This window comes from Nocardia sp. NPDC051929, from assembly GCF_044548645.1.
Taxonomy (GTDB): domain Bacteria; phylum Actinomycetota; class Actinomycetes; order Mycobacteriales; family Mycobacteriaceae; genus Nocardia; species Nocardia sichangensis.
The window spans coordinates 56,200-81,250 of the sequence record NZ_JBIUCG010000012.1; the positions used below are offsets into that span (position 1 = coordinate 56,200).

The 25,051-nt window shown below is 69.0% G+C and carries 23 protein-coding genes, 1 tRNA gene and 1 pseudogene; 11 read left to right on the forward strand and 14 right to left on the reverse strand.

The genetic code is table 11. The features are described 5' to 3' along the window. Positions 1-38 precede the first annotated feature (38 nt). Complete coding sequence (locus ACIHAX_RS17360; RefSeq protein WP_397278473.1) at positions 39-1,220, reverse strand: multiprotein-bridging factor 1 family protein; 1,182 nt, start codon at positions 1,218-1,220, stop codon at positions 39-41. Positions 1,221-1,472: 252 nt separating this feature from the next. Here ACIHAX_RS17360 and ACIHAX_RS17365 point away from each other — a divergent pair, with 252 nt between their 5' ends. The 4 genes from ACIHAX_RS17365 (at position 1,473) to ACIHAX_RS17380 (ending at position 3,464) form a co-directional block, all read left to right on the forward strand. Then, positions 1,473-1,685: a hypothetical protein gene (locus ACIHAX_RS17365; protein WP_397076234.1), complete on the forward strand. Its 213-nt coding sequence runs from the start codon at positions 1,473-1,475 to the stop codon at positions 1,683-1,685. Next, positions 1,673-1,834: a hypothetical protein gene (locus tag ACIHAX_RS17370; RefSeq protein ID WP_397278475.1), complete on the forward strand. Its 162-nt coding sequence runs from the start codon at positions 1,673-1,675 to the stop codon at positions 1,832-1,834. Before ACIHAX_RS17365 ends, ACIHAX_RS17370 begins: the two co-directional genes overlap by 13 nt. Positions 1,835-2,063: 229 nt before the next feature. Further along, positions 2,064-2,498, forward strand: a complete 435-nt coding sequence (locus tag ACIHAX_RS17375) for a hypothetical protein (protein ID WP_364429001.1) — start codon at positions 2,064-2,066, stop codon at positions 2,496-2,498. A 186-nt stretch (positions 2,499-2,684) separates the two neighbouring features. Beyond that, positions 2,685-3,464 (forward strand): hypothetical protein, encoded by a 780-nt coding sequence (locus tag ACIHAX_RS17380; RefSeq protein ID WP_364428998.1) that lies wholly within the window; start codon positions 2,685-2,687, stop codon positions 3,462-3,464. Positions 3,465-3,588: 124 nt separating this feature from the next. On the opposite strand, the gene ACIHAX_RS17385 is transcribed toward ACIHAX_RS17380, so the two are convergent. The 4 genes and pseudogenes from ACIHAX_RS17385 to ACIHAX_RS17400 form a co-directional block, all read right to left on the reverse strand. Next, positions 3,589-3,662: transfer RNA gene (locus tag ACIHAX_RS17385), tRNA-Leu, on the reverse strand. Between the two features lie 231 nt (positions 3,663-3,893). Continuing rightward, on the reverse strand, positions 3,894-4,811 hold the full coding sequence (locus ACIHAX_RS17390; protein WP_397278478.1) for a ribonuclease Z: 918 nt from the start codon (positions 4,809-4,811) through the stop codon (positions 3,894-3,896). A gap of 48 nt (positions 4,812-4,859) precedes the next feature. Next, positions 4,860-6,365, reverse strand: a complete 1,506-nt coding sequence (locus ACIHAX_RS17395; protein WP_364428992.1) for an amino acid permease — start codon at positions 6,363-6,365, stop codon at positions 4,860-4,862. A gap of 273 nt (positions 6,366-6,638) precedes the next feature. After that, positions 6,639-6,977: pseudogene (locus ACIHAX_RS17400) on the reverse strand (MFS transporter); the annotation flags it as partial. A gap of 158 nt (positions 6,978-7,135) precedes the next feature. Between ACIHAX_RS17400 and ACIHAX_RS17405 the strand changes: the two are divergent. After that, positions 7,136-7,660, forward strand: coding sequence for an SRPBCC family protein (locus ACIHAX_RS17405; protein ID WP_355074465.1), 525 nt, complete (start codon positions 7,136-7,138; stop codon positions 7,658-7,660). A 21-nt stretch (positions 7,661-7,681) separates the two neighbouring features. Here ACIHAX_RS17405 and ACIHAX_RS17410 read toward each other — a convergent pair whose 3' ends face one another. The 9 genes from ACIHAX_RS17410 to ACIHAX_RS17450 form a co-directional block, all read right to left on the reverse strand. Further along, positions 7,682-8,629 (reverse strand): exopolyphosphatase, encoded by a 948-nt coding sequence (locus tag ACIHAX_RS17410; RefSeq protein WP_397278481.1) that lies wholly within the window; start codon positions 8,627-8,629, stop codon positions 7,682-7,684. Further along, positions 8,629-9,162 carry a DUF501 domain-containing protein gene (locus ACIHAX_RS17415; protein WP_355074468.1) on the reverse strand — a complete coding sequence of 178 codons (534 nt, stop codon included), beginning with the start codon at positions 9,160-9,162 and terminating at the stop codon, positions 8,629-8,631. The genes ACIHAX_RS17410 and ACIHAX_RS17415 overlap by 1 nt, the downstream gene beginning before the upstream one ends. A gap of 38 nt (positions 9,163-9,200) precedes the next feature. Continuing rightward, entirely contained in the window at positions 9,201-9,758 is a 558-nt protein-coding gene (locus ACIHAX_RS17420; protein ID WP_355074470.1) for a septum formation initiator family protein, read from the reverse strand. A 50-nt stretch (positions 9,759-9,808) separates the two neighbouring features. Then, the gene (gene eno, locus ACIHAX_RS17425; protein ID WP_355074472.1) at positions 9,809-11,095 is read right to left on the reverse strand and encodes a phosphopyruvate hydratase; all 1,287 of its coding nucleotides are present in this window, start codon (positions 11,093-11,095) and stop codon (positions 9,809-9,811) included. Between the two features lie 114 nt (positions 11,096-11,209). Continuing rightward, positions 11,210-11,926: a lytic murein transglycosylase gene (locus tag ACIHAX_RS17430; protein WP_364428982.1), complete on the reverse strand. Its 717-nt coding sequence runs from the start codon at positions 11,924-11,926 to the stop codon at positions 11,210-11,212. Positions 11,927-12,021: 95 nt separating this feature from the next. Further along, positions 12,022-13,629 (reverse strand): ATP-binding cassette domain-containing protein, encoded by a 1,608-nt coding sequence (locus ACIHAX_RS17435; RefSeq protein WP_364428978.1) that lies wholly within the window; start codon positions 13,627-13,629, stop codon positions 12,022-12,024. Next, a complete protein-coding gene (locus ACIHAX_RS17440; protein ID WP_364428975.1) occupies positions 13,626-14,447 on the reverse strand; it encodes an ABC transporter permease subunit in 822 nt (273 codons plus the stop codon). The genes ACIHAX_RS17435 and ACIHAX_RS17440 overlap by 4 nt, the downstream gene beginning before the upstream one ends. Further along, entirely contained in the window at positions 14,444-15,370 is a 927-nt protein-coding gene (locus tag ACIHAX_RS17445) for an ABC transporter permease (RefSeq protein WP_397278484.1), read from the reverse strand. Before ACIHAX_RS17445 ends, ACIHAX_RS17440 begins: the two co-directional genes overlap by 4 nt. Continuing rightward, a complete protein-coding gene (locus tag ACIHAX_RS17450) occupies positions 15,370-16,887 on the reverse strand; it encodes an ABC transporter substrate-binding protein (RefSeq protein WP_397278486.1) in 1,518 nt (505 codons plus the stop codon). The genes ACIHAX_RS17445 and ACIHAX_RS17450 overlap by 1 nt, the downstream gene beginning before the upstream one ends. Before the next feature lie 316 nt (positions 16,888-17,203). On the opposite strand from ACIHAX_RS17450, the gene ACIHAX_RS17455 reads away from it, so the two are divergent. The 6 genes from ACIHAX_RS17455 to ACIHAX_RS17480 all read left to right on the forward strand — a co-directional run bounded on the left by ACIHAX_RS17455 (position 17,204) and on the right by ACIHAX_RS17480 (position 24,929). After that, on the forward strand, positions 17,204-18,361 hold the full coding sequence (locus tag ACIHAX_RS17455; protein ID WP_364428966.1) for a TauD/TfdA family dioxygenase: 1,158 nt from the start codon (positions 17,204-17,206) through the stop codon (positions 18,359-18,361). Then, a complete protein-coding gene (locus ACIHAX_RS17460; protein ID WP_379255416.1) occupies positions 18,333-19,343 on the forward strand; it encodes an ornithine cyclodeaminase family protein in 1,011 nt (336 codons plus the stop codon). The genes ACIHAX_RS17455 and ACIHAX_RS17460 overlap by 29 nt, the downstream gene beginning before the upstream one ends. A gap of 94 nt (positions 19,344-19,437) precedes the next feature. Continuing rightward, positions 19,438-20,742: an alanine racemase gene (locus tag ACIHAX_RS17465; RefSeq protein WP_397278632.1), complete on the forward strand. Its 1,305-nt coding sequence runs from the start codon at positions 19,438-19,440 to the stop codon at positions 20,740-20,742. Positions 20,743-20,774: 32 nt separating this feature from the next. Beyond that, positions 20,775-21,806, forward strand: a complete 1,032-nt coding sequence (locus tag ACIHAX_RS17470) for a cysteine synthase family protein (protein WP_364428960.1) — start codon at positions 20,775-20,777, stop codon at positions 21,804-21,806. Positions 21,807-21,879: 73 nt separating this feature from the next. Next, positions 21,880-23,283, forward strand: coding sequence for an MATE family efflux transporter (locus ACIHAX_RS17475; protein WP_356966826.1), 1,404 nt, complete (start codon positions 21,880-21,882; stop codon positions 23,281-23,283). Positions 23,284-23,840: 557 nt separating this feature from the next. Then, positions 23,841-24,929, forward strand: coding sequence for a glycerol dehydrogenase (locus ACIHAX_RS17480; RefSeq protein WP_397278489.1), 1,089 nt, complete (start codon positions 23,841-23,843; stop codon positions 24,927-24,929). Positions 24,930-25,051: the final 122 nt, after the last annotated feature.

Here is a 25,051-nt window from a genome sequence, read left to right on the forward strand (position 1 = left end):
CCACAGGGCTTGCCGATCTGCAATATCCATGGTGGCGCTCACAGTTGTACGCCGAGCCACGAGGCAAACCCGGTGAGGCTGTTGGTCTGTCTGCGCTGCGCTGCCGCGATGCCATACACCGTTTCACGGACCGACGGGTGCAATCGGGTCTGTTGCGGAGCGACGCGGCGGGCACGGTTCAGGGCGTCGAGCGCCTGGTCCGGCTTGCCGATCATCAGCCACGCGCGGCTCACGTCCTGCCAGTGGTGCCCCGCTCGAGGCGGTGCAATTTTGCCAGGAAGCAGAAGAGCTGAGCCTTCGTGCGCTGCTTTGCCGGGGTCACCCGCTTCGAGCGCGACGGCAACGGAGTGGATACCGACGTTCGCAGGGCCGAACAGGGTGCCGTACAGGTCGGATTCACCGCGCATTGCCGGAGCAAGACGCCGCGCATGATCGATGTGCTCTGCGGCGATATCGGAACGGGAACTCCGCGCGGCCACGATCGCGCCGCACAGGTGCCCATAGCCGCGCACCGCATTGGATGCTTCGTCGTCACCTTCGATCTCGTCGAGCGCACTCTCTACCAACCGAAGGCCGGTGTCGTTGGAGTCGTGGTACATGAGAATTCGCGCGCGTTTGATTTTGGCTTGAGCCGCGTAGCGAGGATCGTCCGCCGATGCCGCAGCCCATTCGAGCCGATCGAGTGCGGTCGGTGCCAGATGTATGAATCCGAATCGCCTGCATAGCCGTTCAGTAGTCACGTAGGCGGCACACAACAGCGAGAACACCGCTCCACGCTCTCCGTGGGCAGCGTTATGCAGTGCTCCATACAGTCGTCGCAGCAAGTCCGGCATACGTGCAAGCGCGACCCGACCCTTGTCGTTCCGATACGCGAGGTCCACCGCGGCCATCTCTGCGGCGAGTGCCGCGAGCGAGGGCGGCTCGACAGGGCGCACGTACGCACCCTCGGCGAGCACGGCGCGTAATTCGGCCAGCCCCTCCAGCGGCCCGTCCTTCTCGATGAGGTCGCGGTACGGGATGCCGGTCAGCCGTTCGGGTTCCACGCGCAGTACCCGCGCGGCGGCGGCCAGAAACGCCGGGCTTGCTGGTTCGCGTCCCTGCTCGACCGCCTTGACCATGGCCAGGCTGTAGTTGGCGCGGTCGGCCAGTTGGCGCTGGCTCAGGCCCGCGAGTTTCCGCTCGGCCGCGATCGCCTGTCCGGCATGTGTCGAAAGGCTCATACCTCCAGGGTAAAAGGCTATTCCAGACCTAGCCCTTGGAAGCATGAACATTTAAGAGGCTTTTCGTCAACACCCGGTATCGGGGTGATGGCGATCGACCCCTCGATACCGGGTGTAACCAAACGGAATCAGGAGGGGCTAGTGACGGACCAACAGGGGCCAAGGCAGGCTGTAGCTCTGCTCCACAGTGACCACGATCCAACCGAGTTCGAAGCGCTGGTGCAGCGGCACAGGCTGAGAATCGTCTACACCGTGCACACAGACGCGCAAGCCGCGTTGGCGGCGCTGATCGCAGTCCAGTACGCGCTGGAGCACATGGCCGACGCGGTGGTTGTCCCTCACCTCGGCATACTGAGACCCGATACGCCTTGGTGGGCCGTCACCGAGATGGCCGACCTGATCACCGGCACGCGGGAATACCCGCTGGGTTCGGCGCTGCGCACAGTAGTGGGGTGGGCACCCTGATCGCGCTGGGTTTCATCGTCGCTATCGGTCTGCCGCTGGTCGTACTGGCACTCGTCATACTGTGGCCCGAGCACATTCCCCAGGACCGCACGGTGGACGCAATACGCCAGCGCATCGAAGGGGAGATCCACTCGCAGAACGAGCTCTGATCCGCCTGCGTGTCGAACGGGCTAGTGGCAACGTGCGTCCGGCCCGCCACACGACGCCGACGACGCAGGGCAGGAGGCGCGGCTCGGACACTAAGAGTCTGCGAATCAGTGGAACCGGTCGGCGTTGCGATGCGTCATATCCAGTGTCACCACATTTCTCCGCAGTGCACAGCGCGCAGCGAACGCCGAAAGTGGCGACGTCTCAACATATTTCTCGGGGTGGAAAACTATGAAGATTCATAAGTCTATTGTGGCGACACTCACCGTAGGCGCGTTTGCGGTGGCGGGAATGATCACGAACCCGGCCGCAGCGGCCGCCGGGTCGGGGGCGTGTGCCGGGAACTTCCATGTGATCAGGGCCGTGAACGGGTACATCGAATGGGGAGTGACGTCCCAGTGCACCGGTGATGACTGGCATCCGCACAAGGTCACCGTCCAGCTCGAGACGCAGGTCGGCGACTCGTGGGTACAGGTGTTACGCAGGAGCAACCCCGCTTTCGATGAAGGGAAGCAGGTGGTTGTCATGCAGTATCACAACGATCGCTGCCGGACGAACACCACCAACAGATACCGGGCGAAGGGCTGGATCAGCGCCGGTAAGCACGCAACTTCCGGGACCTCAGAGGTGGCCTCGCTGCCCTGCGGCGATGTTGAGGGTGGGTGATAACGCGGCTAGTGCGACGCGACCGGGTGATCGCCGTTCGGTCAGCCGGTCGCCGCAATTGCCGGGGAAGCCGACGCACAGCAGAAGCAGCCTGCGCGGCACTGTTACGTTGATCTAGGGGCGATCGCAGGGCCCGAACAGATCGTTCCGCCTCCGCCAACGCGATCCAGAGGAGCACAGCCGACGATGTCACCGAGCGAGCGCACTACCGATCGTGTACTGGCCGTGTGGGCGCCCCCGGAATTCGTGTCCGACGGCAGCAACGGAATTCTGAGTTGGGTCGGACCAGCGTTGCGTACGCCCACCGGGTTGCGGCTGTCCCTCGCGGCGGAAGTGGTCGGCGATGCCGCGCCGTCGTTGCGGAGTTACCAGGTCGGGGTGTCGGCACTGGCCAACGGTGTGGCCACCGACGTGGGCTGGGGAAGCAGCTCGTCCGACACCCACGCCGGCACGACCTTCACATTGCCCGACCTCGGCCCGGATACGACACCGCTCGATATCGAGCTGACCATCGACGACGTCACCACCGACGGTCCCTGGGTGAGGCGACTGTCTCGGCCGAACGACATCGTCTACTCAGCGCCGCTGGGCGATCCACGGGGCCGATTGGCCATGCTGACGAATCCAGCTTTCGTAACCGACGAGGATGGTCCGATCGAGGCCTGGATCGGACCGATCACGCTCGATCCCAACGGCATCGAGTTCCTCTACACCGCAACCGCGCTCGACGAACGCGCACCATCCATCTGGGACTACGAGGTCGATGCCGTCCTGCGCGCCAACTTCGGAACCTCGGAGGTGGTGGCCGGCGAATCGACCTCGGCGACACGAACGATCAGAACCTTCCAGGCCCCGATCCCGGACGACATCGCAGACACGCCCTGGGACTTCGAGCTGACCCTTACCGACCACACGGCAGGACTCACCTGGTCGACCGAATTCTCGTGGAATGGACCGATGTCCTAGCGCTCGCACTGCCAGCTCCCTGGTACAGGTCGGCACAGTAGCTCGACCCGAGGACTGCAGACGGAGGGCGTCCGCATGGGTGCGAAGGGCAGCGAGAGAAGCGATCGACCTTCGGCTCAGTAAGTGCCCCCAGTCGGACTCGAACCGACACTTGGCGGATTTTAAGTCCGCTGCCTCTGCCAATTGGGCTATAGGGGCGTCCGGGACAGCGTACCGAGTCGTACGGCTGTACCGGAATTCCGACAATTTGTCGGGGTGGCGGGGCGTCGGCCGTGGCCGGGTGCCGGACGGCGCGGTCGGGTGACCGGTGCCGGTGGCGGTTGTTCGCAGCCCGGGTTGGCAGGCGTCCCAGAGAACTAGATCGGTGGCGGCGGGCTGGTGTTAGCGTCCGCGCGTCATCTCGGCGTGTCGGATGTTCGCGGCGGAGTGTCAGCGCCGGGGTGGCAGCGGGATCCTGGCGAGGTCGGTGGCTATGTGGATCTCGCCGGAGAAGTACTTCGCCGCTTCGGCCAAGTGCTCGTCGAGGTCGCGGTAGCGCTGGGAGAAGTGGGTGAGCACCAGGGTGCGAACGCCCGCGTCGGCGGCCACCCGGGCGGCTTGGCCCGCCGTGAGATGGCCGTATTCGAGGGCCAGGTGTTCGTCGGCGTCCAGGAACGTGGCTTCGATGACGAGCATGTCGACGTCGGCGGCCAGCTCCCCGATTCCGGGGCACAGCCGGGTGTCCATCACGAAGGCGAAGTTCTGACCGGAGCGCGGTTCGCTGATCTCCGCCAAAGTGATCGTGCGCCCCTCGAATTCGACACTGCCGCGCGTTTGCAGTTCGGAGATGATCGGGCCGCGCAATCCCAGGGCGCGCAAGCGGTCCGGCAGAATCCGCCGGCCGGCCGGCTCGCTGAGCCGATAGCCGAAGGTGTCCACCGGATGGGAGAGCCGCACCGCCGTCACCGTGAACGCCGCCTCGGGCAGGTCGACGGGACCTGGGGCGAGGATCGGGCGAGGCCGCAGCTCGGCGCGGTGATAGTACGACGTCGCGTTGACCAGGCGCTCGTAGTACGCCGCGCCGGACGCCGGGAAGCAGACGTCGACCGGATGCGGCACGCGGTCGAGGTTGATCCGCTGCACCACTCCGGCCAGCCCGAGACTGTGGTCGCCGTGGAAATGGGTGATGGCGATCCGGGTGAGCCCGGTGACGCTCACACCGGCATAGGTCATCTGCCGTTGCGTGCCCTCACCGGGATCGAACAGGATCGCCTCGTCGTCCCACCGGAGCAGGTACCCGTTGTGGTTTCGCTGTTTCGTCGGCACCTGACTAGCGGTCCCGAGAACAACCAACTCACGCTGCGACACGGCGTCAGGCTATCCGCCGCCACCCCACACCCGAACTCCGGCCGCGTCCTAGGTGACGGATGCCTTCCGGAGCACGGAGTTGTGCCGGGAGTAGGCGAAGTAGACGACGAACCCGATCACCATCCACACCAGGAACCGCAGCCAGGTCTCCACCGAGAGATTCAGCATCAGCCACACGCACGCCAGCACCGCCAGGATGGGGATCAGCGGTACCAGCGGAACCCGGAATCCACGCGGCAGGTCCGGACGCGTGCGCCGCAGGATGAGCACGCCGACCGACACCAGCACGAACGCGAACAGCGTCCCGATGTTGACCATCTCCTCCAGCGTGCCGAAATCCACGAACCCGGCCAGCAGCGCACACGCCACGCCGACGATGACGGTGACCCGCACCGGCGTGCCGTTCTTACCGGTGTGCGAGAGCTTGCGCGGCATCAGCCCGTCACGCGACATCGCGAACAGCACCCGGGTCTGCCCGAGATACATCACCATGACCACCGTGGTGAGCCCGGCGAGGGCGCCGATCGAGATGATGTTCTTCGCCCAGGTCACCCCGTGGATGCCGAACGCCGTGGCCAGTGTCGCGTCGCCATGGGACAACTCGGTGTAGGGCACCATGCCGGTGAGCACGAGCGACACCGCGACGTACAGGATCGTCACGATGAGCAGCGAGCCCAGGATGCCGCGGGGCACCGCCTTCTGCGGGTTGCGGGTCTCCTCCGCCGTCGTGGCGACGACGTCGAAGCCGATGAACGCGAAGAACACCAGGCTGGCCGCGGCGAGCAGGCCGTACCAGCCGAAGTTGCTGTGCCCGGCGCCGGTCAGGAAGGAGAACAGCGACTGCCGCAGCCCCTCGCCCCGCTCACCGGGCTGCGACGGCGGGATGTAGGGCGAGAGGTTCGAGGACTTGAAGTACGTGAGGCCGACGACCAGCACCAGCGCGATCACGCCCAGCTTGATGGCGACGGCGACCGCCGACACCCGCGAGGACACCTTGGTCCCGGTCGCGAGCAGCACGCCGAGCACCGTGATGAGCAGCACCGCGCCCCAGTCGAAGTTCACCGGGCCGAAGTGCGCGATCGGAGACGTGGTGCCGAGCACCTCGCCGAGGTATTGCGACCAACCCTTGGCCACCACCGCCACGGCGAGCGCGAACTCCAGGATCAGGTCCCAGCCGATGATCCAGGCGACGAGCTCGCCGAAGGTGGCGTAGGAGTAGGTGTAGGCACTGCCCGCCACCGGCACCGTGGAGGCGAACTCGGCGTAGCAGAGCGCGGTCAGTCCGCAGGCGATCGCGGCGAACACGAAGGCCAGCGAGACGGACGGACCCGCGACGGTGCCCGCGGTGCGCGCGGTGAGGGTGAAGATGCCCGCGCCGACCACGACGGCCACGCCGAAGACGGTGAGGTCCCAGGCGGTCAAATCCTTGCGTAGCTTCGAGTCGGGTTCGTCGGTGTCGCGGATCGACTGTTCGACGGACTTGGTGCGGAACAGACCGCCCCACCGAGACGAGACATCACCCGCCGAATCGGCTTGTGGCCCGGGTTTCGTCACGCGTTCTCCTTAATTCGTGCCAATTGCTTGTGTTCTGTACCCAGACGGCGAGTCAATGCACGCCTGCCATGAATTTGCTGATCCATGGTGCGATGGCGGCGACGATCAGCCCCGCACACACCATGACCGTCCCGGTGATACCGAAATAGGCGAACTCGTGACCTGGGTCATAGAACCGAGCCAAACTACCCGACACCGACGTGCCGAGACCAACCGAGAAAAAAATACAATGCCATTGTCTGAGCCCGGAAAGCCTCCGGGGCGAGTCGAGTGCACGGCCGGCGCGATGTGCCCGGCCATGACCACGACGCCGCCGTAGAAGAGGGTGAGTTCCATCCCGGGCAAACGGTCGGCGATCCAGCCGCCCAGGACGGTGGGCAGAGAGACCAGGCCGCCGACGTAGGCGCCGACGATGCCCACGGCCGTGTCCTTGCCCAGGCCCAGACCGCCGTCGGTCGCCGAGTAGTGCAGGTAGTGCCCGAGGATGGTGACCATCCCGTAGAACGAGAAGCGCTCCCAGAGTTCGACGCCGAACAAGTTGGCCAGCCCGATCGGGTGGCCGAACACGGTTCGTGTCCCCACTGGTTCCCGCGATGTTTTCGCTTCGACCATGCTCCGAAGATCGCATCTCGAAGCGCGCCGGGGAGGATTCGTTTGTTCTGTTCAGGCGGGCCGCGGAACCTGGACGCGGCCGGTGGTTTGCCCCCGCACCTATCGGGCACCCCGCAATCGACAGGCAAACCGGCCCGCACCCAGAAAGCGTTGAGCTGATGGTCCACGTGGAAATCACCGTGCCGACTACACCGGAGCAGGTTTTCTCCGTCCTGGCCGACGGATGGCTGTTCGCCGCCTGGGTCGTCGGCGCCACGCACATTCGCGACGTCGACGACGAATGGCCCGGCGTCGGCGCGTCGCTGCACTACAGCGCGGGCGTATGGCCGTTCACCGTGAGCGACACCACGGAGGTCGTGTCGGTGGATCCGCCGCACATGCTCGAACTAGAGGCCAAGCTCTCGCCGTTCGGCGCCGCGTGGATCCGGCTGGAACTCGTCGAGACCGCGACCGACGAGACCCAGATCCGGATGTACGAGCACGCCGAACGCGGGTTGGGCCGGCTCATGCCCAACGCGCTGCAAGAACTCCTGCTGGTGCCGCGGAACATGGAATCGCTCTCCCGGCTCGCCGATATCGCCATCGGCAAGGCGCGCCGTGCGGGTCACGCCGGAATCGGAGTCCGCGCCGGAACCGAGACGCACGCCGAGGTGAAGCTGAACGGACACGTCCCACAGACCTGACCGCGGCCACGCCGAGCCGGATCAGGCGATCGACAGTGCGATGCCGTCGAGGATGTCGTGCTCACTGACGATCAGCTCGGAAATACCCGCGCGCCGGGACAACTCCTCCGCCAGTACTTCGGTGATGACCGCGCCGCCGCCGATCACGTCGACCCGGCCGGGGTGCATCGGCCCCAGCGCTGCGCGCTCATCGTGGTCCATGGCGATCAGCCGGTCGCAGACCTGATGCACCTGCTCCGAGGTCAAACGAGTGAGATGCACCCGCCCCGAGTCGTATTCGGGGAGATCGAGCGCGACCGCGGCGAGCGTGGTCATCGTGCCCGCCACGCCGACCCAGGTGTGCGCCCCTTCCACCGGGACGTGCGTGAACGCTTCGGTCAACCGCTCGGTGGCGAAGGCGCGGGCGGCGGCGATCTCCTCGGCGGTCGGCGGGTTGCCCGCCAGACACCGTTCGGTGATCCGGACGCAGCCGATGTCGGCGGAGAACGCGGCGCGCACCCCCGCGCTGTCCCCGAACACCAGCTCGGTGGAACCGCCGCCCAGGTCGACGACGACGAATGGACCCGCCGCGCTGGACAATTCGCCGATGGCGCCGGCGAACGACAGGCGCGCCTCCTCGTCGCCGGTGATCACCTCGGCTTCCGCGCCCGCGACCACCGCGCCGAGTTCGGCACGCGCCATGGCGAAGAAATCCTCCCGGTTGGCGGCGTCCCGGGTGGCGGACGTCGCCACCATCCGCACCCGGCCGACGCCCGCCTCGCGCATCAGCGCGACGTAGTCGGCCAGGGCGGCGCGGGTGCGTTCGATCGCCTCCGGCGCCAGCGAGCCGGTCGCGTCGACGCCTTGGCCGAGGCGGACGATGCGCATCTCGCGGTGCACGTCGGCCAACCGCCCGTCGTCGAGCACGTCGGCGATCAGCAGTCGGATGGAGTTCGTGCCGCAATCCACGGCGGCTACCCGGTCACTCATCACTGTGCTCCAGTCTCTCGCGCGCTACTCGGCCGGGACGCGGGCCAGTCGGCCGGAATCGCGGTGCCGCGCAAGCCGTGTTCGGCGGCCAGCGCCACCGACTCGTCGCCGAGCGGATTCACGCCCGGCCCCTTGGCCAATGCGTGGGCGATCAGCACGTGCAGGCACTTGACCCGCTCGGGCATCCCGCCGCCGGTGAAATCCGTGCCGAGCGATTCGATTTCGTCGCGTTCGGCCAGATAGCTCTCGTGCGCGGCGCGGTAGGCGGCGGCCAGCTCCTCGTCCGCGGCGAGCCGCTCGGTCATCTCCCGCATCACGCCGGCCGATTCCTGCCTGCTCGCCTCCGCGGTGAGCCGGGGATCGGTGAGGTAGTAGAGGGTCGGGAAGGGGGTGCCGTCCGGCAACCGGGGCGCGGTCTTCACAACGGCCGGGATCCCGTCCGGGGTGCGGTAGGCGATGGCGAGCACGCCGCGCGGCGCACGGCCCAGCTGCTCGGCGATGATCGCGAGATCCTGGTCGGTGGGTGCGGTCACCTATGTCCTTCCGGTGCTCGAGGTGGTGGCGCGGCGGCCTAGGGCGTCGGCTGCGGCTCGGAGATGCTGCGCCACAAATCGGTGTACCAAGGCTGGGGGTCCCTGGCTCTGGTGGGCGCGGGCGGCGGCGCGGGCGCCTCGATGCCGGGCACCTGCACGATATACGGCGTCTCGCCTGGCATCACCAGACGCAGGCGGTCCCGCGCCTCGCTGCGGATGTAGGCCGGATCCTGTTGCTGCGCACGACGATCCCGCAGCCGGGCCAGATCCGTCTCGAGTTCCTCGCGCTGCTGCGCCAGCTGCGCCGCCTCCGCGCGCTGGGTGAAATACGTGCGCATCGGCACGGCGAGGGTGAGCGCGAGCCCGCACACCACCATCGCGAGGATCACCGCCTTGCCGGTGGAGAGGCCGAGAAACGTGTGGTCGTGCCTGTCGCCGGCCGAACCAGTCTTGCGCGGTTTCGGCTTCTCCGCGGGCTCCGATCGCCTGCGACCGCGCTTGGCGGCGGAGTCGGCCGGGCGCGATCCGGCGGCACGCGACGTGCGGCGGTCCCCGCGTCCGGCCGGACTGGTCCCACGCGCACGTCGCTCCGTCATCTCACGCCTCGGTCTCTACTTCGCGGTACTCCCGGGGTTCGTGCCCCAGCTCAGCCTTCGAACGCGAAGCGGGGGAACGCGACGTCCCCCGCGTAGCGCGCCGAATCACCGAGCGCGTCCTCGATGCGCAGCAGCTGGTTGTACTTGGCGACCCGCTCGCTGCGCGCCGGGGCGCCGGTCTTGATCTGGCCGCTGCCCACCGCGACGGCGAGGTCGGCGATGGTGGTGTCCTCGGTCTCGCCGGAACGGTGCGACATCATCGTCTTGTAGCCGTTGCGATGCGCCAGCTCCACCGCGTCCAGGGTCTCGGTGAGGGTGCCGATCTGGTTCACCTTGACCAGCAGCGCGTTGGCGGCGCCCTTGGCGATGCCCTCCTCCAGGCGCTCCGGGTTGGTGACGAACAGGTCGTCGCCGACGAGCTGGATCTTCTCGCCGATCTGGTCGGTCAGGGTCACCCAGCCGTTCCAGTCGTCCTCCGACAGCGGGTCCTCGATGGACACCAGCGGGTAGGCCGCGATCAACTCGGCGTAGAACTGCGCCATCTCCTCGGCCGAACGCACCACACCTTCGAACTTGTAGCCGCTGCCGGAGGTGAAGAACTCGGTGGCGGCCACGTCCAGCGCCAGCGCCACGTCGCTGCCCAGCTTCAGGCCGGTCTTGGCGATGGCCTCGCTGATCAGGTCGAGCGCCGCCTTGGTGCCCGCCACGTCGGGCGCGAAACCGCCTTCGTCACCGAGGCCGGTGGACAGGCCCTTGGCCTTCAGCACCGACTTCAGCGCGTGGTAGACCTCCGCGCCCCAGCGCAGCGACTCCTTGAAGGTGGGCGCGCCGATCGGGGCGACCATGAATTCCTGCACGTCGACGCCCGTGTCGGCGTGCGCGCCGCCGTTGAGGATGTTCATCATCGGGACGGGCAGCACGTGCGCGTTCGGGCCGCCGAGGTAGCGGAACAGTTCGAGGCCGGAGGACTCGGCGGCGGCGCGGGCCACCGCCAGCGAGACACCGAGCAGGGCGTTGGCGCCGAGCCGGGACTTGTCCTGGGTGCCGTCGAGGTCGAGCAGCACCTGGTCGACGGTGCGCTGCTCCACGGCGTCCAGGCCGATGACGGCGGGCGCGATCTCGTCGAGCACGCCCTCGACCGCCTTGCGCACGCCCTTGCCGCCGTAGCGCTCGCCGCCGTCGCGCAGTTCGACGGCCTCGTGCTCGCCGGTGGACGCGCCGGAGGGCACAGCCGCCCGGGTCAGGGTGCCGTCGTCGAGAGCGATCTCGACCTCGACGGTGGGGTTACCGCGCGAATCGAGGATCTCGCGAGCTCCGACCTGTTCGATGATGGCCACGAAAAAGACACTCCTTCGGCTGCTGACACGGTATGTCTCACGGGATGGGCCGTGCGCTGCGAGCCTATCGTCCCGGCGGCGAGGCGGGTAACCGGCACTCCGGCGACCGGGAGATCACACCCGGCGGCCGATGCTGTAGCTCGCGGCCCGGTCGCGCACGGTCAACAGGTAGCTGTGCGACTGGTTGTAGGTGAGCAACGCCCGCTGCCAGCCGTGCTCGGAGGTGAGGTCGCCGCCGCTGGCGCACAGATACCTGGCTGCGGTGAGCGCGGCGTCATCGATGTTCTGCGGATCCGCGACGCCGTCTCCGTTTGCGTCGACGCCCCAGCGCTTCCAGGTCTCCGGGATGAACTGCAGCGGGCCGACGGCGCGATCGTGCTCCGGATCGCCGTCGAGCACGCCGCCGTCGGTGTCCCGCACCAACGCGACGCCCGGCGAGCCGTCCAGCGGGACTCCGATGATCGGCGGGCGGACCGAGCCGTCCGCGCCGAGCTGCGCCCCGCGATGGGTGCCGTGCTTGCTCTCCACGCTCGCGATGCCCGCGAGCGTCGTCCACGCGATGCCGCAGTCGGGACGGGCCCTGGTCATCACGGCCGCCGCGTAGCCGTACGCCTCCAGCGCGATCGGCGGTATGCCGAGCCCATCGGCCTGCTCATCGGCCCAGCCGCGCAACTGGACGGCCGTGCGACCGGGAGCGTCCAGGTCGATCACGGGCAGCGGGGCGCCCGGGCCGGGCGGGATGCCCTCTGGGATCGGGGTGCGGTCGGTCCCGCAACCGGCGAGCCCGAGGAGCACCACGATGGCGGCCGAGACGCCGGTCTTTCGCAACACCCTTCCATCATCCAGATGCCGGCGCGGGTCCGCGGCAAGCCGGTGACCGAGCGCACTGCGTGTCGAAAGCGCGTATGACCCGCACGGTCGCCGTGTCAGACCAGCAGTTCGCTGGTCGCGCTGTGCGTCGGCGCGGTGAGCACCGTTCCGGTGTCCCCGGATTCGACGACGCAACCCTGGTCGAGGACGATCAGCCGGGGACAGTATCCGGCGACCAAGGCCATGTCGTGTGTGATGACCAGCAAGGCGGTGTCACGTTCGGACCGGATCCGATCCAGCAGCGCCATGATCGCCGCCGCGGTGGTGTGGTCCAGCGCCGAAGTGATCTCGTCGCACAGGAGCACGGCGGGTTCGGCGGCGAGGGCGCGGGCCAGCGCGACTCGTTGCCGCTGGCCGCCGGACAGTTCGTGCGGATAGCGGGCGGCCAGGTCGGCGGAAAGCTCGACGGCGGCAAGAATTTCCTCGATCCGCCACGCGAGATCCCGGCGTGCGACCCGCCCGATCCGCCGCAAAGGGCGGCCGAGCGTTTGCGCCACGGTGCGGCGCGGGTTGAGCGCGGACCGGGGGTTTTGAGTGACCAATTGAATGCCGCCCGCGCCATGGTGAATTCGCCGGTTCGCCCCAACGGCGATCGGGTCGCCACGCAGTTCGAGCGATCCGGTCGCCGAATGGTGCAGCCCCGCGAGCACGCGAGCCAAGGTGGTCTTGCCCGCGCCCGACGCGCCCACCACCGCGAGCGCCGAGCCCGCCTTCAGCGCGAGGTCGATGTCGGCGAGCACCCGGTGTCCGTCGATCGAGGCGCTGATGTTCTCGGCGCGCAGCACGACGTCGGGCGGTCGGTTGTCCGTCGAGACGGCCGAAGGCTTGTGACAGTTGCGCGCTCGCTCTCCGGTCGAGGCGACGTCCGGCGGAGGGAGAGCACTTCGCCGTTCGGCACGCACCTGTGTACCGCCCGACGGAGACGGAGGCGGGGACGCCGGACGGACCGCGCCGAGTTCGACGATGTCGTCGGCGATCGAGTGCACGAGAGCGGTGTCGTGCCCGGACAGCAAGATCGCCGCCGAACGCTCGCGGGCGAGTGCCGCCAGCTGCCCGGCGATATCGGTGCGCAGTGCGCCGTGCAGCCCGGCCAGCGGCTCGTCCAGCACCAGCACGCCGGTCCGGCGGATCAGCGCCCTGGCGAGGGCGACGCGACGCTGCTGACCGCCGGACAATTCACCGGGGCGGCGTCGAAGGTAGTCCGGCGACAGACCGACCAGCGCGAGCGTGTCGATCAGGGTGGACTCGGGCGCGCGCGGCGCGACCTCGCGTAACAGGGCGCGCACGCGCAGCAGCGGGTTCAGCGCCGACCCGGGATCCTGCCCGACGTAAGCGATATGCTGACGTCGGAAGCGTTGCAGCGCAACGCGATCGAGCGCCAGCACATCGTGTCCGGCAACCGATGCCGAGCCCGTCGTGCGCGCCGCCGCGGACGGGAGTTGCCCGAGCAGTGCGCGCATCACCGTGGTCTTGCCCGACCCGGACGGGCCGGTGAGCGCCGTGACCGTGCCCGCCGGTATCCGGAAAGTCGCGGGTCCGGCCAATTCTCGCCCGTCCGGACCCAGCACGGTCAGGCCGTCGACCGCGACGAGATCGGCCCGCACCTGCCCGGCGTCATCCGCCTCGGCCGTCCGACGCGCGCTCGTCGTGACGTTCACGTTCATTCCCGCTCCCCTCGCCCGAACGCCGACACCGCCAGGTTCACGCTCACCGCGACGATCGCGATCGCGAGGCTCGGAGCGAGCACGGCCCAGGGGTTGAGCAGCATGCCGGAGGCGTTCTCGCGCACCATGACCGCCCAGTTGCTCGCACCGAGCGTCGTGGGCAACTGGAGGAAGGACGCCGTGCTCACCAGATAGACCGCCGCCACGAAACGCAGCCCGAGCTGAGTCGTCGACACCGCGCGCAGGTTCGGGATCACTTCCCGGAATACCAGGTGCCCGAGCGACTCACCGGCGGCTCGCGCGCTCTCTACATATCCGGACGCCGCGACCCCAGCGGCGGCGGCCGTGAAGATCCGCGCGCAATAGGGAACGCCGAACAGCAGCGCCAGGACGATCAGTCCCAGGGTTCCCGCGTCGGGCCACGAGGTCAGCACGAGCAGAATCCCCAGCACCGCGGGTAGCAGGATGAACAAGTCGGTGCCGAGTTCGATCCACTGGCCGATCCGCGGGCGCAGCGCCGCGACCGCGCCGAGGACACACGACAGTCCGGTCACCGACACCGCGATCACCGCGGCCACCAGCAGCAATCCCCAACCGCCATAGAGCAACTGGCTGAGCACGTCGCGGCCGAGCCGGTCGGTGCCCAACGGCGCGCAGGCAGCGGGATCGCCGAACGGGATGCCGATCGCTTCCTCCGCCGGGTGCGGCGCCAGCGTCGGTCCCAGCGCCGCCGCCAGCGTGACCAGCAGAGCGGGCGCGACGGCCAGCCACCCGAGCCGCCACCGCGCCGGGCGCGCGATCTTCGCGGGAGCCGTCATCGCCGCCCCCGCAACGACCAGGCGCGGATGCCGTCGGCGGCGGCGAGCACGACCATGATGAGCACCCCGGACAACGCGACCACCGCGGCCACCACCGAAGTGTCCCGATCGGCCACCGAACCGGCCAGGACCGCCCCTAGACCGGGATAGTTGAACACGGTCTCCACCACCAGAGCACCGCCGAGCAGCATCCCGACCGTGGTGGCGAAGCTGGCGACTATCGTCGGCAACGCGAACGGCAGCACGTGCCGCGCCAGCACCGCACGGCCCGAAAGCCCATCCAGCACAGCGCTTTCCACGTGCGGAGCCAGCGCGGCGTCGGACAAGGCGGCGCGCACCACCCTGGTGTTCCATCCGATCTGGGGCAACGCGAGCGCGAGCACCGGCAACACCAGCATCTCCGGTCCGGCCGGCATCCCCGACCGGCCGGTGATGGTCACGGCGGGCAGCCAGCCCAGCGCCAGCGCGAACACCAGGATCAGCACCGTGGCGATCACGAATTCGGGAACGGCCACCGCGGTGGTCGTCGTCGGCTGCAAGACGCGCGCGGCCACGCTGCCCGGACGCGTCGCCCACCACGCGCCGAGCGCGAGCGACGCGAGCACGGTCACCGCGAGGGCGATACCGCCGAGCAGCAGCGTCGGCGGGAACTTGTCGACGAGCAGGTCGTCGACCGGCCGTCCGCGCGCGGTACGTCCGAAATCGCCGGTCACGACGCCCGCGATCCAGTTCCAGAACCGCACCGCCAGGGGACGGTCCAGTCCGAGTTCGTGTTCTTTGGCGGCGATCTGCTCGGGCGTGGCCTCCCGGCCGAGGACGGCGCGGGCGGCGTCGCCCGGCAGCAGGTCCACGGCGACGAAGACGCAGGCCAGCAGCGTCACCAGCAGGATGACGCGCCGGAGCAGCAGTCGCGCGAACAGCATCACCCGGCCAGCCAGGCCTTCTCCAGCTGGACCCTGGCGAACCCGCCGAGCGTGGGCAGGTCGCGCACCCGGGAGGCGGCGATGTCGATGCCGTCGGCCATGCCCCAGACCAGGTAGCCGCCGCGCTCGTACTGGATGCGCTGCAACTCCTGATTCGCCTGCCGGTACTCCGCGTCGGTGCGCGCGGCGAGCGCTTTCGCGGTCGCGGCGTCGAATTCGGCGTCCGCGAAACCGGTTTCGTTGCGGTTCGATCCGCTCGAAAGCAATTTGCTCGCGAAGAAGAGGGTGGAGTCGTTGGTGCCCCAGGAGATCGTGTACAGCGGCGCCTTCAACCAGGTCTGGTCGTAGAAGGCGTTCGGCTCCTGGGTGACCACGTCCAGCCGGACACCGATCTCGGCGAGCTGGGTGGCGATCACCTTCGCCGATTCCACCTCACCGGGCGCCTCGGCCTTGGTGACGAAGGGGTAGCTGCGCCCGGTGTCGAATTTCGCCTCGCGCAACAGCGCTTTCGCGCGATCGAGGTCGCGGGTGCGCTGGGCGAGGGAGGTGTCGTAGAGCGGATCGGCCGTGCCGAGAATGTCGTTGGCCACCGTTCCGTATCCGGAATGCACCTGGTTGACCAAGGCTTTGCGGTCGATGCCGAGCCGTAGGGCGGTGCGCACCCGTGCGTCGGCGAACGGGCCGTCGGAGCTGCGCATGGCGACACCGACCACCGTATCGTTCGGTCGGCGCACGACGGCCAGATCGCCGCGTCCCTCGGCGGTGCGGCCCGCGATGGCGCCGACGTTGGAGGCCAGGTCGATCTGCCCGCCGAGCACCGCGTTGCCCAGCGCGGTCACGCTTTCGAACATGGTTACCTCGATGGCGTCCAGCGGCGGCGGCCCGCCGTGCCACCGCTCGTTGCGCACCAGCCGGGCGTTGCCGCCCTGATAGGACTCCAACCGGAACGGTCCGCTGCCCACGGCCTTGGTGAAATCGGTGGTGTCCTTTTTGACCGTGAACGTCATCAGCCGCACCAGCAGCGGCAGTTGGGTATTCGGTTCGGGCACGGCCAGCACCACCCGGTTCGGCCCGTCGGCGGAGATGTCCTCCACGGCCACCGGCATCTTCGACGCGCCACCGACCGTGCGCAGCCTGCGCAGCGACCACACGACATCTTCGGACGTCACCGGTGTCCCGTCGTGGAAGGTCGCGTTCTCGGCCAGGGTGAAGCTCCAGCGCCGCCGGTCGGCGTCGGGCTCCCACCGATTCGCCAGGCGGGGAACGACGTTCGGGTTGCCGCCCGGCACGGTGAGGGCGTCGTAGACCAGGGAGGTGACGAGGAAGTCGCTGTCGTTGCTGAGGTTGGCGTGCGGATCGCGTTCGATGCGCGCCGCGGTGCCGAGCGCACCGACTCGCAGCGTGCCGCCAGGTCGCGCGGGCCCGGACACGTCGGCGTCATCGGAACAAGCGGCCACCAGCAGCACAGCCCCCACGCCGAGACTCGACCGCAGCAAGTCCCTTCGATTCAAAACCATTGTGCTGCCCCTCTTCCTGAACCGAACCCACGGCGGTACCGCACACAGTGCCTCGATCAGGACAGGCTAGCCTAATGCGCGGCGCGACTCGCCGATACCGGCATCAAAACGGCAGTGCAAGGGCGCATCTCCTGCAAACCCCCGACCGAGCCCCGGCACGTCCACCGGACCGACTTCATCCGAGCCGAAGTTATGCGATTCGGCTATTTTTTGCCGACTCGTTTAGGTAAGCCTTGCTTCACTTCATACAAAGGGCTACCTTCCCATACTAATCGTGAACCCTGCTTTTCCCACTGCTGCGAAGAAGGGATACCCGGTGAAAAGCGTTCTCTCCGAACGTAAGCCGCTTCACCCCCTAGACCTCGAACGACGCGAGCTTTCCCCGGAAGCGGGCCGCGCGGTGCGCGCTGTCGCCAGAGAGATATCGGTCACGCTCGATCTCGCACTCGCCGATCCGGCGGCCGCGGCGCGCACCCTCTCGGACCCCGCGCTCATCGAACGGATCGATGCGGGCGCGGCACGGCTCCCCGCCGAAGTGCGCCACGCCATGCGCCCGCCCGCCACCCCCGCGGGCGCCACAGTCGTCGGTCGTCTTCCGCTGGTGGACAACGAATTCGGACCGACTCCGCCGAACTGGCGGGAGGCGGCGCGCTGGAGCGGAGATCCGGAGCGGCGCGCGCGTTCGTTCGAACTCGACTTGGTGATGCTGCTGCTGGCGCGGAGCGCGGGCGAGCCGTTCGGCTGGCAGGGCCAGCAGGACGGCCGATTGGTCAACAATATCGTTCCCGCGGCCGGTCAGGAACACGAACAGTCCGGCGCCAGCAGCAAAGCGCTGCTCAGCCCGCACACCGAGGACGCCTTCCATCCGGAGCGCGCCCACCTGCTGATGCTCGGTTGCCTACGTAACCCGGATCTGGTCGGCACCACCGTGTCGTCGGTGCGCCGGATCGAACTGTCCACCGCGCAACGCGAACTGCTCAGCACTCCCGCACTGCCGATCCTGCCGGATGTCTCCTACGGCGACGGTCACGAAACCTACCCGGCCGCACCGATTCCGACGCTGTGGAGCATCGCGGGCGCCGACCGGCAGACGCTGCGCTACGACCCGGCGTACACACCGCTCGACGACGCCGACCCGGAATTCCGCGCGGCATATGAACAACTCGCCGCCGAGCTCGAACGTGTCTGCGTCACCGCGTCGCTCGCCCCCGGCGAGCTGTTGCTGGTGGACAACGACGTCGCCGTGCACGGCCGAGTGCCGTTCACCGCCCGGTACGACGGCACCGACCGGTGGCTCAAGCGAGTGAACATCCGGCTTCCGGAACGCCGACGGCGGGCCGAGGAAGCCGACGAGAATGGCTACGGGCAACAAACCGTAGCCCCGTTCCGGACGGCGGCCACCCCGCCGGTTCAGAGCGGCACTCATGAGCGGGATGCAGTACGACATGATCGAGGACCCCTTGAGCACGCGTGACCGAAGCACACCCCTGCGGGTGTTGAGCCGAAGCGACCTCGCCGACGTGCCGATCACACCGGCCGCGGTGGTACGCGCCGTGGAAGAGGCGTATCTCGCCCTGGCGGCGGGCGATTCGGACAATCCGCGCAAGCTCAGCGTCGCCAACCCCGACGGCTGGTCGGTCGCCTACGCCATGCTCGGCCGGGACGGCCGCAGGCGCGTGGTGGCGATGAAGACCTCCTACAAGTTCGACCCCGGCCACGATCGCAGCACGAAGCGGTACTACACGACCATCACGCTCTACGACGACAGCACCGGCGCGCCGATCGCGATGATGGACTGCGCGCGGGTCGGCGCGTTGCGCACGCCCGCGGTGTCGGCTCTGCTGGTGCGCGAGACGATCCGGCGGGGCGCGGAGAGCGTGCTGCTGATCGGCACCGGAACCCAGGGCCGCAACGCCCTTCCGCATCTGCTCGCCGCGAACCCGCAGCTGCGCAAGCTGATGGTCTACGGCACGCACCCCGAGGGCCTGGCAGCCGTGCATCGCGTGCTCGCCGAGCACCATCCGCACGCGCTGCTCGAGACCGTCACCGATCCACGCGCCGCGGCGGCCACGGCCGATGTCGTGCTGGCCACGGCGGGCCCGGCCACCGAAGTGGCGCTCGAATCCGACGATCTGGCCCCCGGTTCGGTGGCGGTGCTGGTCGGTTACGGGCTCGCGCCGTCCGCGCTGACCGATGCCGACCGCGTGATCGCGACCAGCGCCGAGCAGATGGCGCTGACCGGCACCGACATGGCCGGACCCGACGGCACGCTGCGCACGGTGGACGCCGAGCTGCCGCAGATCCTCGATCGCCGTGCGGTCGCGCGTCGCTCCGACGACGAGCGCCTCTTCGTCTACAACAGCGGGCTGGTGCTGACCGACATCGCGGTGGCCCACGCGCTGGCGGAGCGGGCGATCGCGGAAGGCCGTGGCACGGAGGTACCGCTGTGGGACTAGCGCACGGAGGTGCACGGTGGGACTAGAACACGCGAGTGTCACCGTGGCGCCCGCGGACGAGGCGGCCACGCGCGATTCGATCAGCGCGTCACCGATGCCCGCGCATCTCGATCCGTGGGAGCGCCGCCTGTTCGCCGATCCGGACCTGCTCGGTGACCTCGCTTTCACGCTGGGCGGGCCGTTCCACGTGATGTACCCGGCGCGGGTCGGCCACAACATCCGGGCCTTCCACGGAGCTTTCGAGAGCGCCGGGGTGCAAGGTGCCATCTACTACGGCAAGAAAGCGAACAAGGCCGCGTGCGTCGCGCGAGCCTGCGCGGAACACGGTGCGGGCGTCGACGTCGCCAGCGTCGGCGAACTGACCACCGCGCTGGCACAAGGCGTGCGCGGTGCCGAGCTCATGGTGACCGGACCGGCGAAGGCGGACGACCTGCTGTGGCTGGCCGCCCGGCACGGTGCGCTGATCGCCGTGGACGATCTCGGCGAGCTCGAACGGCTCGCCGCGCTGGCGCCCGCCGACGGGCCCGCGCGAGTGCTGATCCGCGTGCTGCCCGCGGCCTCGGCCAGCCGGTTCGGCATGACCTCCGGCGAAATCGAGGAAGCCCTCGCGCTGTGCGGCGCACGCGATTCGATTCGTTTGGAGGGCTTCAGTTTCCATCTGTCGGGCTACGACGCGGTGGCGCGCGCGGAACTGGCGGGCGAGCTGATCGCCCGCTGTCTGCACGCGCGCACGCTGGGGCATCCGGCCACCACCGTGTCGATCGGCGGCGGCTTCGGCGTCGACTACGTTCCGGCGGACGCGGCGACGGAGTTCACGGCGCGGGCGGGCAGGCAGTGGTTCCACTCCGGCAAGGCCTTCGATTCGTACTATCCGTACCACTTTCCGGTGCCCGGCGCGGCCATGCTCGCGCAGATCCTCGACCACGCGGATCTCGCCGGACGACTGCGCGACAACGCCGTGCGGCTGGCCGTCGAACCGGGGCGCGCGCTGCTCGCGCACGCGGGCTGCACCGTCTTTCGCGTCCAAGGCAGCAAGACCAGGCACGCGCACGGCCAGCCCTACCGGTTGCTCACCGTGGACGGCACCAGCCTCAGTCTCTCGGAGCAATGGTTCGACAGCGAGTATCTGCCCGATCCGGTGCTGTGGCCCGCGCGGCCCGGCACCGCGACGCCGACCAGCGTCGGGGCGGCCACCTGTCTGGATTCCGACATGCTGAGCTGGCGGCGGGTGCCGTTGCCTCGCCCCGCCGAGGTCGGCGATCTGCTGATCTACCCGAATACCGCCGGTTATCAGATGGATTCGAACGAGTCCGCGTTTCACGAACTGCCCATCCCACCGAAAGTCGTACTGCACGACGCACCCGGCGATCGCTTCCGCTGGACCCGCGACGGCAGCTGACCCGACTTCCCGACCAGAACCAGGAGACCTCGATGCCGCTCGTCACGCGCGTGACGGATCTGATCGGCCGCACGCCGCTGTTCGAGCTCGCGGCCACCGCGACCGGCACCCGCCTGCTGCTCAAACTGGAGCAGTTCAACCCGACCGGTGCGGCCAAGATCAGGATGGCGCGCGAAATGGTGCTCGACGCCGAGCGTCGCGGTTTGCTACGCAGTGGCGGACATATCATCGAGTCCACATCCGGCAACACCGGGCTCGGCCTCGCGGTAGTTGCCGCGGAACGTGGGTATCGCTTCACCGCAGTGGTCGACCATCACGCATGTAAGGACAAACTGCGCGCGATGCGGGCAATGGGTGCGGAACTGGTGTTCGTCGCCGACGAGGGCGACGACAACCTGGCCACCTCGGCACGGGAGGACCTGGCCGAGGCGATGGCGGCCGAACGGGACGACGCGTACTTCACCGAGCAGCACAACAACGACGCCAACGCGGTGGGCTACTACCCGGTGGCCGAGGAATTGCTCGAGGACGTCGACCGGGTCGACATCCTGCTGTCCGCCGTGGGGACCGGAGGTTCGCTGTTCGGCACCGCGACCCGGCTGCGCCAGCTCGGCTGCACGCCGCACGTCATCGGGGTCGAACCGGTCGGCTCGATCGCCTTCGGCGGGCCGGGCGGTCCGTACTGGCAGTCGGGCACCGGCACCCCGCCGGGCGCCACCATCGGCACCGCCGTGGACTATTCGCTGCTGGACGAGGGCGTGAAGGTCACCGACGTGGCGGCCTTCGCGACCGCCCGCGCGGTCGCCGCCGAACTGGGGCTGATGATCGGCGGGTCGGCGGGCGGCTCGGTGTACGCCGCGCTCACCCGGCTGGAGGAGTTCCCGCCGGGCTCCACCGTGGTCACCATCGTGTGCGACGGCGGGGAGAAGTACTTGGACACGGTGTTCGACGACGAGTGGATGAACGAGCGCGACCTGCTCGACCCCGGCACCGAACGCGAGATCGCGCTGCTGCTGCGGCGCTACACGCCCGCCGCCAGGAGCACGTTGGTGGAAGCGCGGTGAGGTCCGGTCGTTGGTACGGTGCGACGCTGCGCCCGCGCGGGACGACGCTCCCGCCCTCTGTGAAGGAGAACCGGTGATCGTGACGAGTTTCCGCGGCGACGGCGGGCGGCTCACCGCGCTCGCGACGCCGATCGCGCTGACCCAGCTCGCCCAGATCGCGGTATCCACCACGAACATCGCGCTGATGGGCACGCTCGGCGTGCGGCAGGTCGCCGCGGGCGGCCTGGCGATCGTGCTGTTCAACCAGATCCGCACCATGTGCGTCGGTTTGATCACCGGCAGCGGCAACCAGATCGCCACCGCCGTGAGCGCGGCGGGCAAACGCGGCGAATCACCGGATCCGGAGATCCGCGACCTGCTGCGCTCGAGCTTCGCGATCGCCACGATCGCCGGGTTGCTCGGCGGTGCGGTGCTGATCGGGCTCGGCTGGGCGCTGCCCTGGCTCGGCCAGGACCCGGGAGTGCTCGCCGACGCCCGCCCGCTGATGATGGCGCTCGCGCCGGGCCTGCTGCCGTGCCTGTGGTTCCAGGTGCTGCGCCAGTACACGGTCGGCATGCAGCGCCCGCAGGCGCTGCTGCTGGTGACGCTCGGCTCGGTGGTGCTGAATCTGCTGTTGGCGCTGGGCTTCATCCACGGCAAGGGCGGCCTGCCCGAACTCGGGCTCACCGGTATCGGTGTCGCGACCTCGCTGGTCTTCCTGATCACCTTCGGCGTGTTCTGGGTGATGGTGTGGCGCGACGAGGAACTCGGCCGCACCCTGCCCGGCACGCCGCTGCCGGTGCGGCTCACCACCGTGCGCGCCGAGCTGCGACTGGGCACGCCGATCGCGCTGACCTACGGCTCCGAGGCCGGCATGTTCTCGGTGCTCGCGCTGGTCATGGGCAGCATCGGCCCGGCGGCGCTGGCCGCGCACAACGTCGTCTACCAGATCATCTACATCGTGTTCCAGGTGGCGATCGGTCTCTCGCACGGTGCGTCGATCCTGGTCAGCCACGCGGTCGCGCGCGACGAGCATGCGCACGCCCGTGCACTGGCCTGGCTGGCGCTGCGGCACGCCGCGGTGATCGCCGCGGTGACGGGCGCGGTGTACGTGATGGCCCCCGATCTGGTGCTGCGCCCCTTCCTGGACTCCTCGGACGCCGACACCATCCAGGTCGCGCACACCCTGCTGCTGATCGGCATCGTGCTGCAATTCTTCGACGCCGCTCAGAACATCGGCACCGGCCTGCTGCGCGGGCTGAAGGCGACCAACGCGGGCTTCCGGCTCTCCCTGATCGGCTACTGGGGCGTAGGCCTGCCCGTAGCCCTGCTGCTGGCCTATCCGGCCGGGCTCGGCGCGGCGGGCGTCTGGTGGGGACTCACCGCGGGCCTGGCCACCACCGCGATCCTCATGCTGCGCCGCTACTTCGCGTTGCTGGACGAGAAGGACCGCGACCGCCCGCACCTGCTCCCGGAGACCCTCACGACCCAGAGCTGATCGGTCCCGATCGCGCTCCGGGCACCTCCGGGTCGTCGGACGGCTCTCGCGATCGCCGAAGCCGCATCGGCCGGGCCCCCGGCCGCACGACAAGTTGGGCTGAACCGGTCCGACGTGGTCCACGACGGACGCCTACCCCGTTCCGGGGCTGCCCCGGCACGCCACTCGCGGTGCCGAAGGGCGGCCTCGGAGCAGCTAGTCCAGCCCGGGACGGGGATGCCTCGAAACCCGCCGTGTACCGGCCCGACGGCCCGTCGCGGGGCAGCGCCCGCAGCGGCTTCGACCGGAGCTTCGACGCTCGGGAGCCGTGCTCGGACCGTGCGATCGCGAAGGTCCGGCGGACTCCGGGCCTGCCGGTGCCGGAACGTGCGATCGAGATCGTGGGCACCGACCACGGAAACTGGACTCGCGCCGACCCGGTTCGGCCATCACCGTCGGCGCTCCACGCGTGCGGGTTCTCTCGACAACGACCGTGGCGGAGGGTGTGTCGCGTAGCGTTGAAAACGTCGTCGGCCGGGCCGGGATGACGTGCGCGGCCCGGGATCGGGAGGTGCCGGATGCTGAGCGTGTTCTCCTCGCCGGGGCACTACGTGCAGGGCCGGGACGCCACCGCCGCGCTCGGGGCGGAGATGACCCGCCTCGGCATCGGCGGGCCGGTGCTCATCGTGGCGGGCTCCAGCGCTTTCCGGCTGCTGGCAAGCACCTGGGAGCGCTCGCTGACAGACGCGAAGATCGCCTATTCGATCCATCTGTCCGGTGGCGAATGCAGCCGGGCCGAGATCGCCCGGATCGCCCACGCCGTCGAGGAATCCGGCAGCACGGTCGTCCTCGGGGCGGGCGGCGGCAAGGTGCTCGACGCGGCCCGCGCGGTCGCCGACGACCTCGATCTGCCGATGATCAGTTGCCCGAGCACCGCCTCCAGCGACGCACCGTGCAGCGCGCTGTCGGTGATCTACACCGACGCGGGCGAGTTCGAGGCGTATCAGCTCGTGCGGCGGAATCCGGCGCTGGTGCTGGTGGACACCTCGGTCGTCGCGCAGGCCCCGGCCCGGCTGCTCGCCGCGGGCATGGGCGATGCCCTGGCGACCTGGTTCGAGGCGCGCACGTGCAGCGCCGCCCAGGTGCGCAACATGCGCGGCGGCGCCTCCACGCGCAGCGCCGCCGCCTTGGCCGAACTCTGCTATAGCACCCTGCTCGCCGACGGCGCGCAGGCGCTGACCGCCGTCCGCACCCGCGGCGTCACACCGGCGCTGGAGCGCGTCGTCGAGGCCAACACCTTGCTCTCCGGACTCGGCTTCGAATCGTCCGGGCTGGCCGCGGCGCACGCCGTGCACAACGGTCTGACCGCCGCCGCGCGAACGCGCCCGTTCCTGCACGGCGAGAAGGTCGCGTTCGGCACCCTCACCCAATTGGTGCTCGAGGGCGCGCCCGCGTCCGAGATCGGCACGGTGCTGGATTTCTGCGCCGAGGTGGGTTTGCCGACCACGCTGGCCGCCCTCGGGCTGCCCGAGGCCGACGACGAGACACTGGCGGCCATCGCACAGCGTGCGACCGCTCCGGGCGAGACGATCCACAACGAACCCTTCACGGTGGATGCCGCGATGGTCGTGGACGCCCTGCGCACCGCCGACGCCCTCGGTCGGTGACCAATCCCACATCCACCCGCGTTCACCCAGCGTCCGACACCGAAACCTCACCTTCCCGCAAGCGAGTCTTCATCAACCGCCGGGAAACCTGTCCGTAACCGGCGCTATCGTGGCGACGGAGC

Coding starts and splice junctions, on each gene's coding strand:
- ACIHAX_RS17470 (WP_364428960.1), top strand. CDS start 20,775: ATGCCGCTCGTCACGCGCGTGACGGATCTGATCGGCCGCACGCCGCTG.
- ACIHAX_RS17410 (WP_397278481.1), bottom strand. CDS start 8,629: ATGAGTGACCGGGTAGCCGCCGTGGATTGCGGCACGAACTCCATCCGA.
- ACIHAX_RS17445 (WP_397278484.1), bottom strand. CDS start 15,370: ATGCTGTTCGCGCGACTGCTGCTCCGGCGCGTCATCCTGCTGGTGACG.
- ACIHAX_RS17460 (WP_379255416.1), top strand. CDS start 18,333: ATGATCGAGGACCCCTTGAGCACGCGTGACCGAAGCACACCCCTGCGG.
- ACIHAX_RS17480 (WP_397278489.1), top strand. CDS start 23,841: ATGCTGAGCGTGTTCTCCTCGCCGGGGCACTACGTGCAGGGCCGGGAC.
- ACIHAX_RS17450 (WP_397278486.1), bottom strand. CDS start 16,887: ATGGTTTTGAATCGAAGGGACTTGCTGCGGTCGAGTCTCGGCGTGGGG.
- ACIHAX_RS17435 (WP_364428978.1), bottom strand. CDS start 13,629: ATGAACGTGAACGTCACGACGAGCGCGCGTCGGACGGCCGAGGCGGAT.
- ACIHAX_RS17360 (WP_397278473.1), bottom strand. CDS start 1,220: ATGAGCCTTTCGACACATGCCGGACAGGCGATCGCGGCCGAGCGGAAA.
- ACIHAX_RS17380 (WP_364428998.1), top strand. CDS start 2,685: ATGTCACCGAGCGAGCGCACTACCGATCGTGTACTGGCCGTGTGGGCG.
- ACIHAX_RS17375 (WP_364429001.1), top strand. CDS start 2,064: ATGAAGATTCATAAGTCTATTGTGGCGACACTCACCGTAGGCGCGTTT.
- ACIHAX_RS17420 (WP_355074470.1), bottom strand. CDS start 9,758: ATGACGGAGCGACGTGCGCGTGGGACCAGTCCGGCCGGACGCGGGGAC.
- ACIHAX_RS17465 (WP_397278632.1), top strand. CDS start 19,438: ATGCCCGCGCATCTCGATCCGTGGGAGCGCCGCCTGTTCGCCGATCCG.
- ACIHAX_RS17405 (WP_355074465.1), top strand. CDS start 7,136: ATGGTCCACGTGGAAATCACCGTGCCGACTACACCGGAGCAGGTTTTC.
- ACIHAX_RS17440 (WP_364428975.1), bottom strand. CDS start 14,447: ATGACGGCTCCCGCGAAGATCGCGCGCCCGGCGCGGTGGCGGCTCGGG.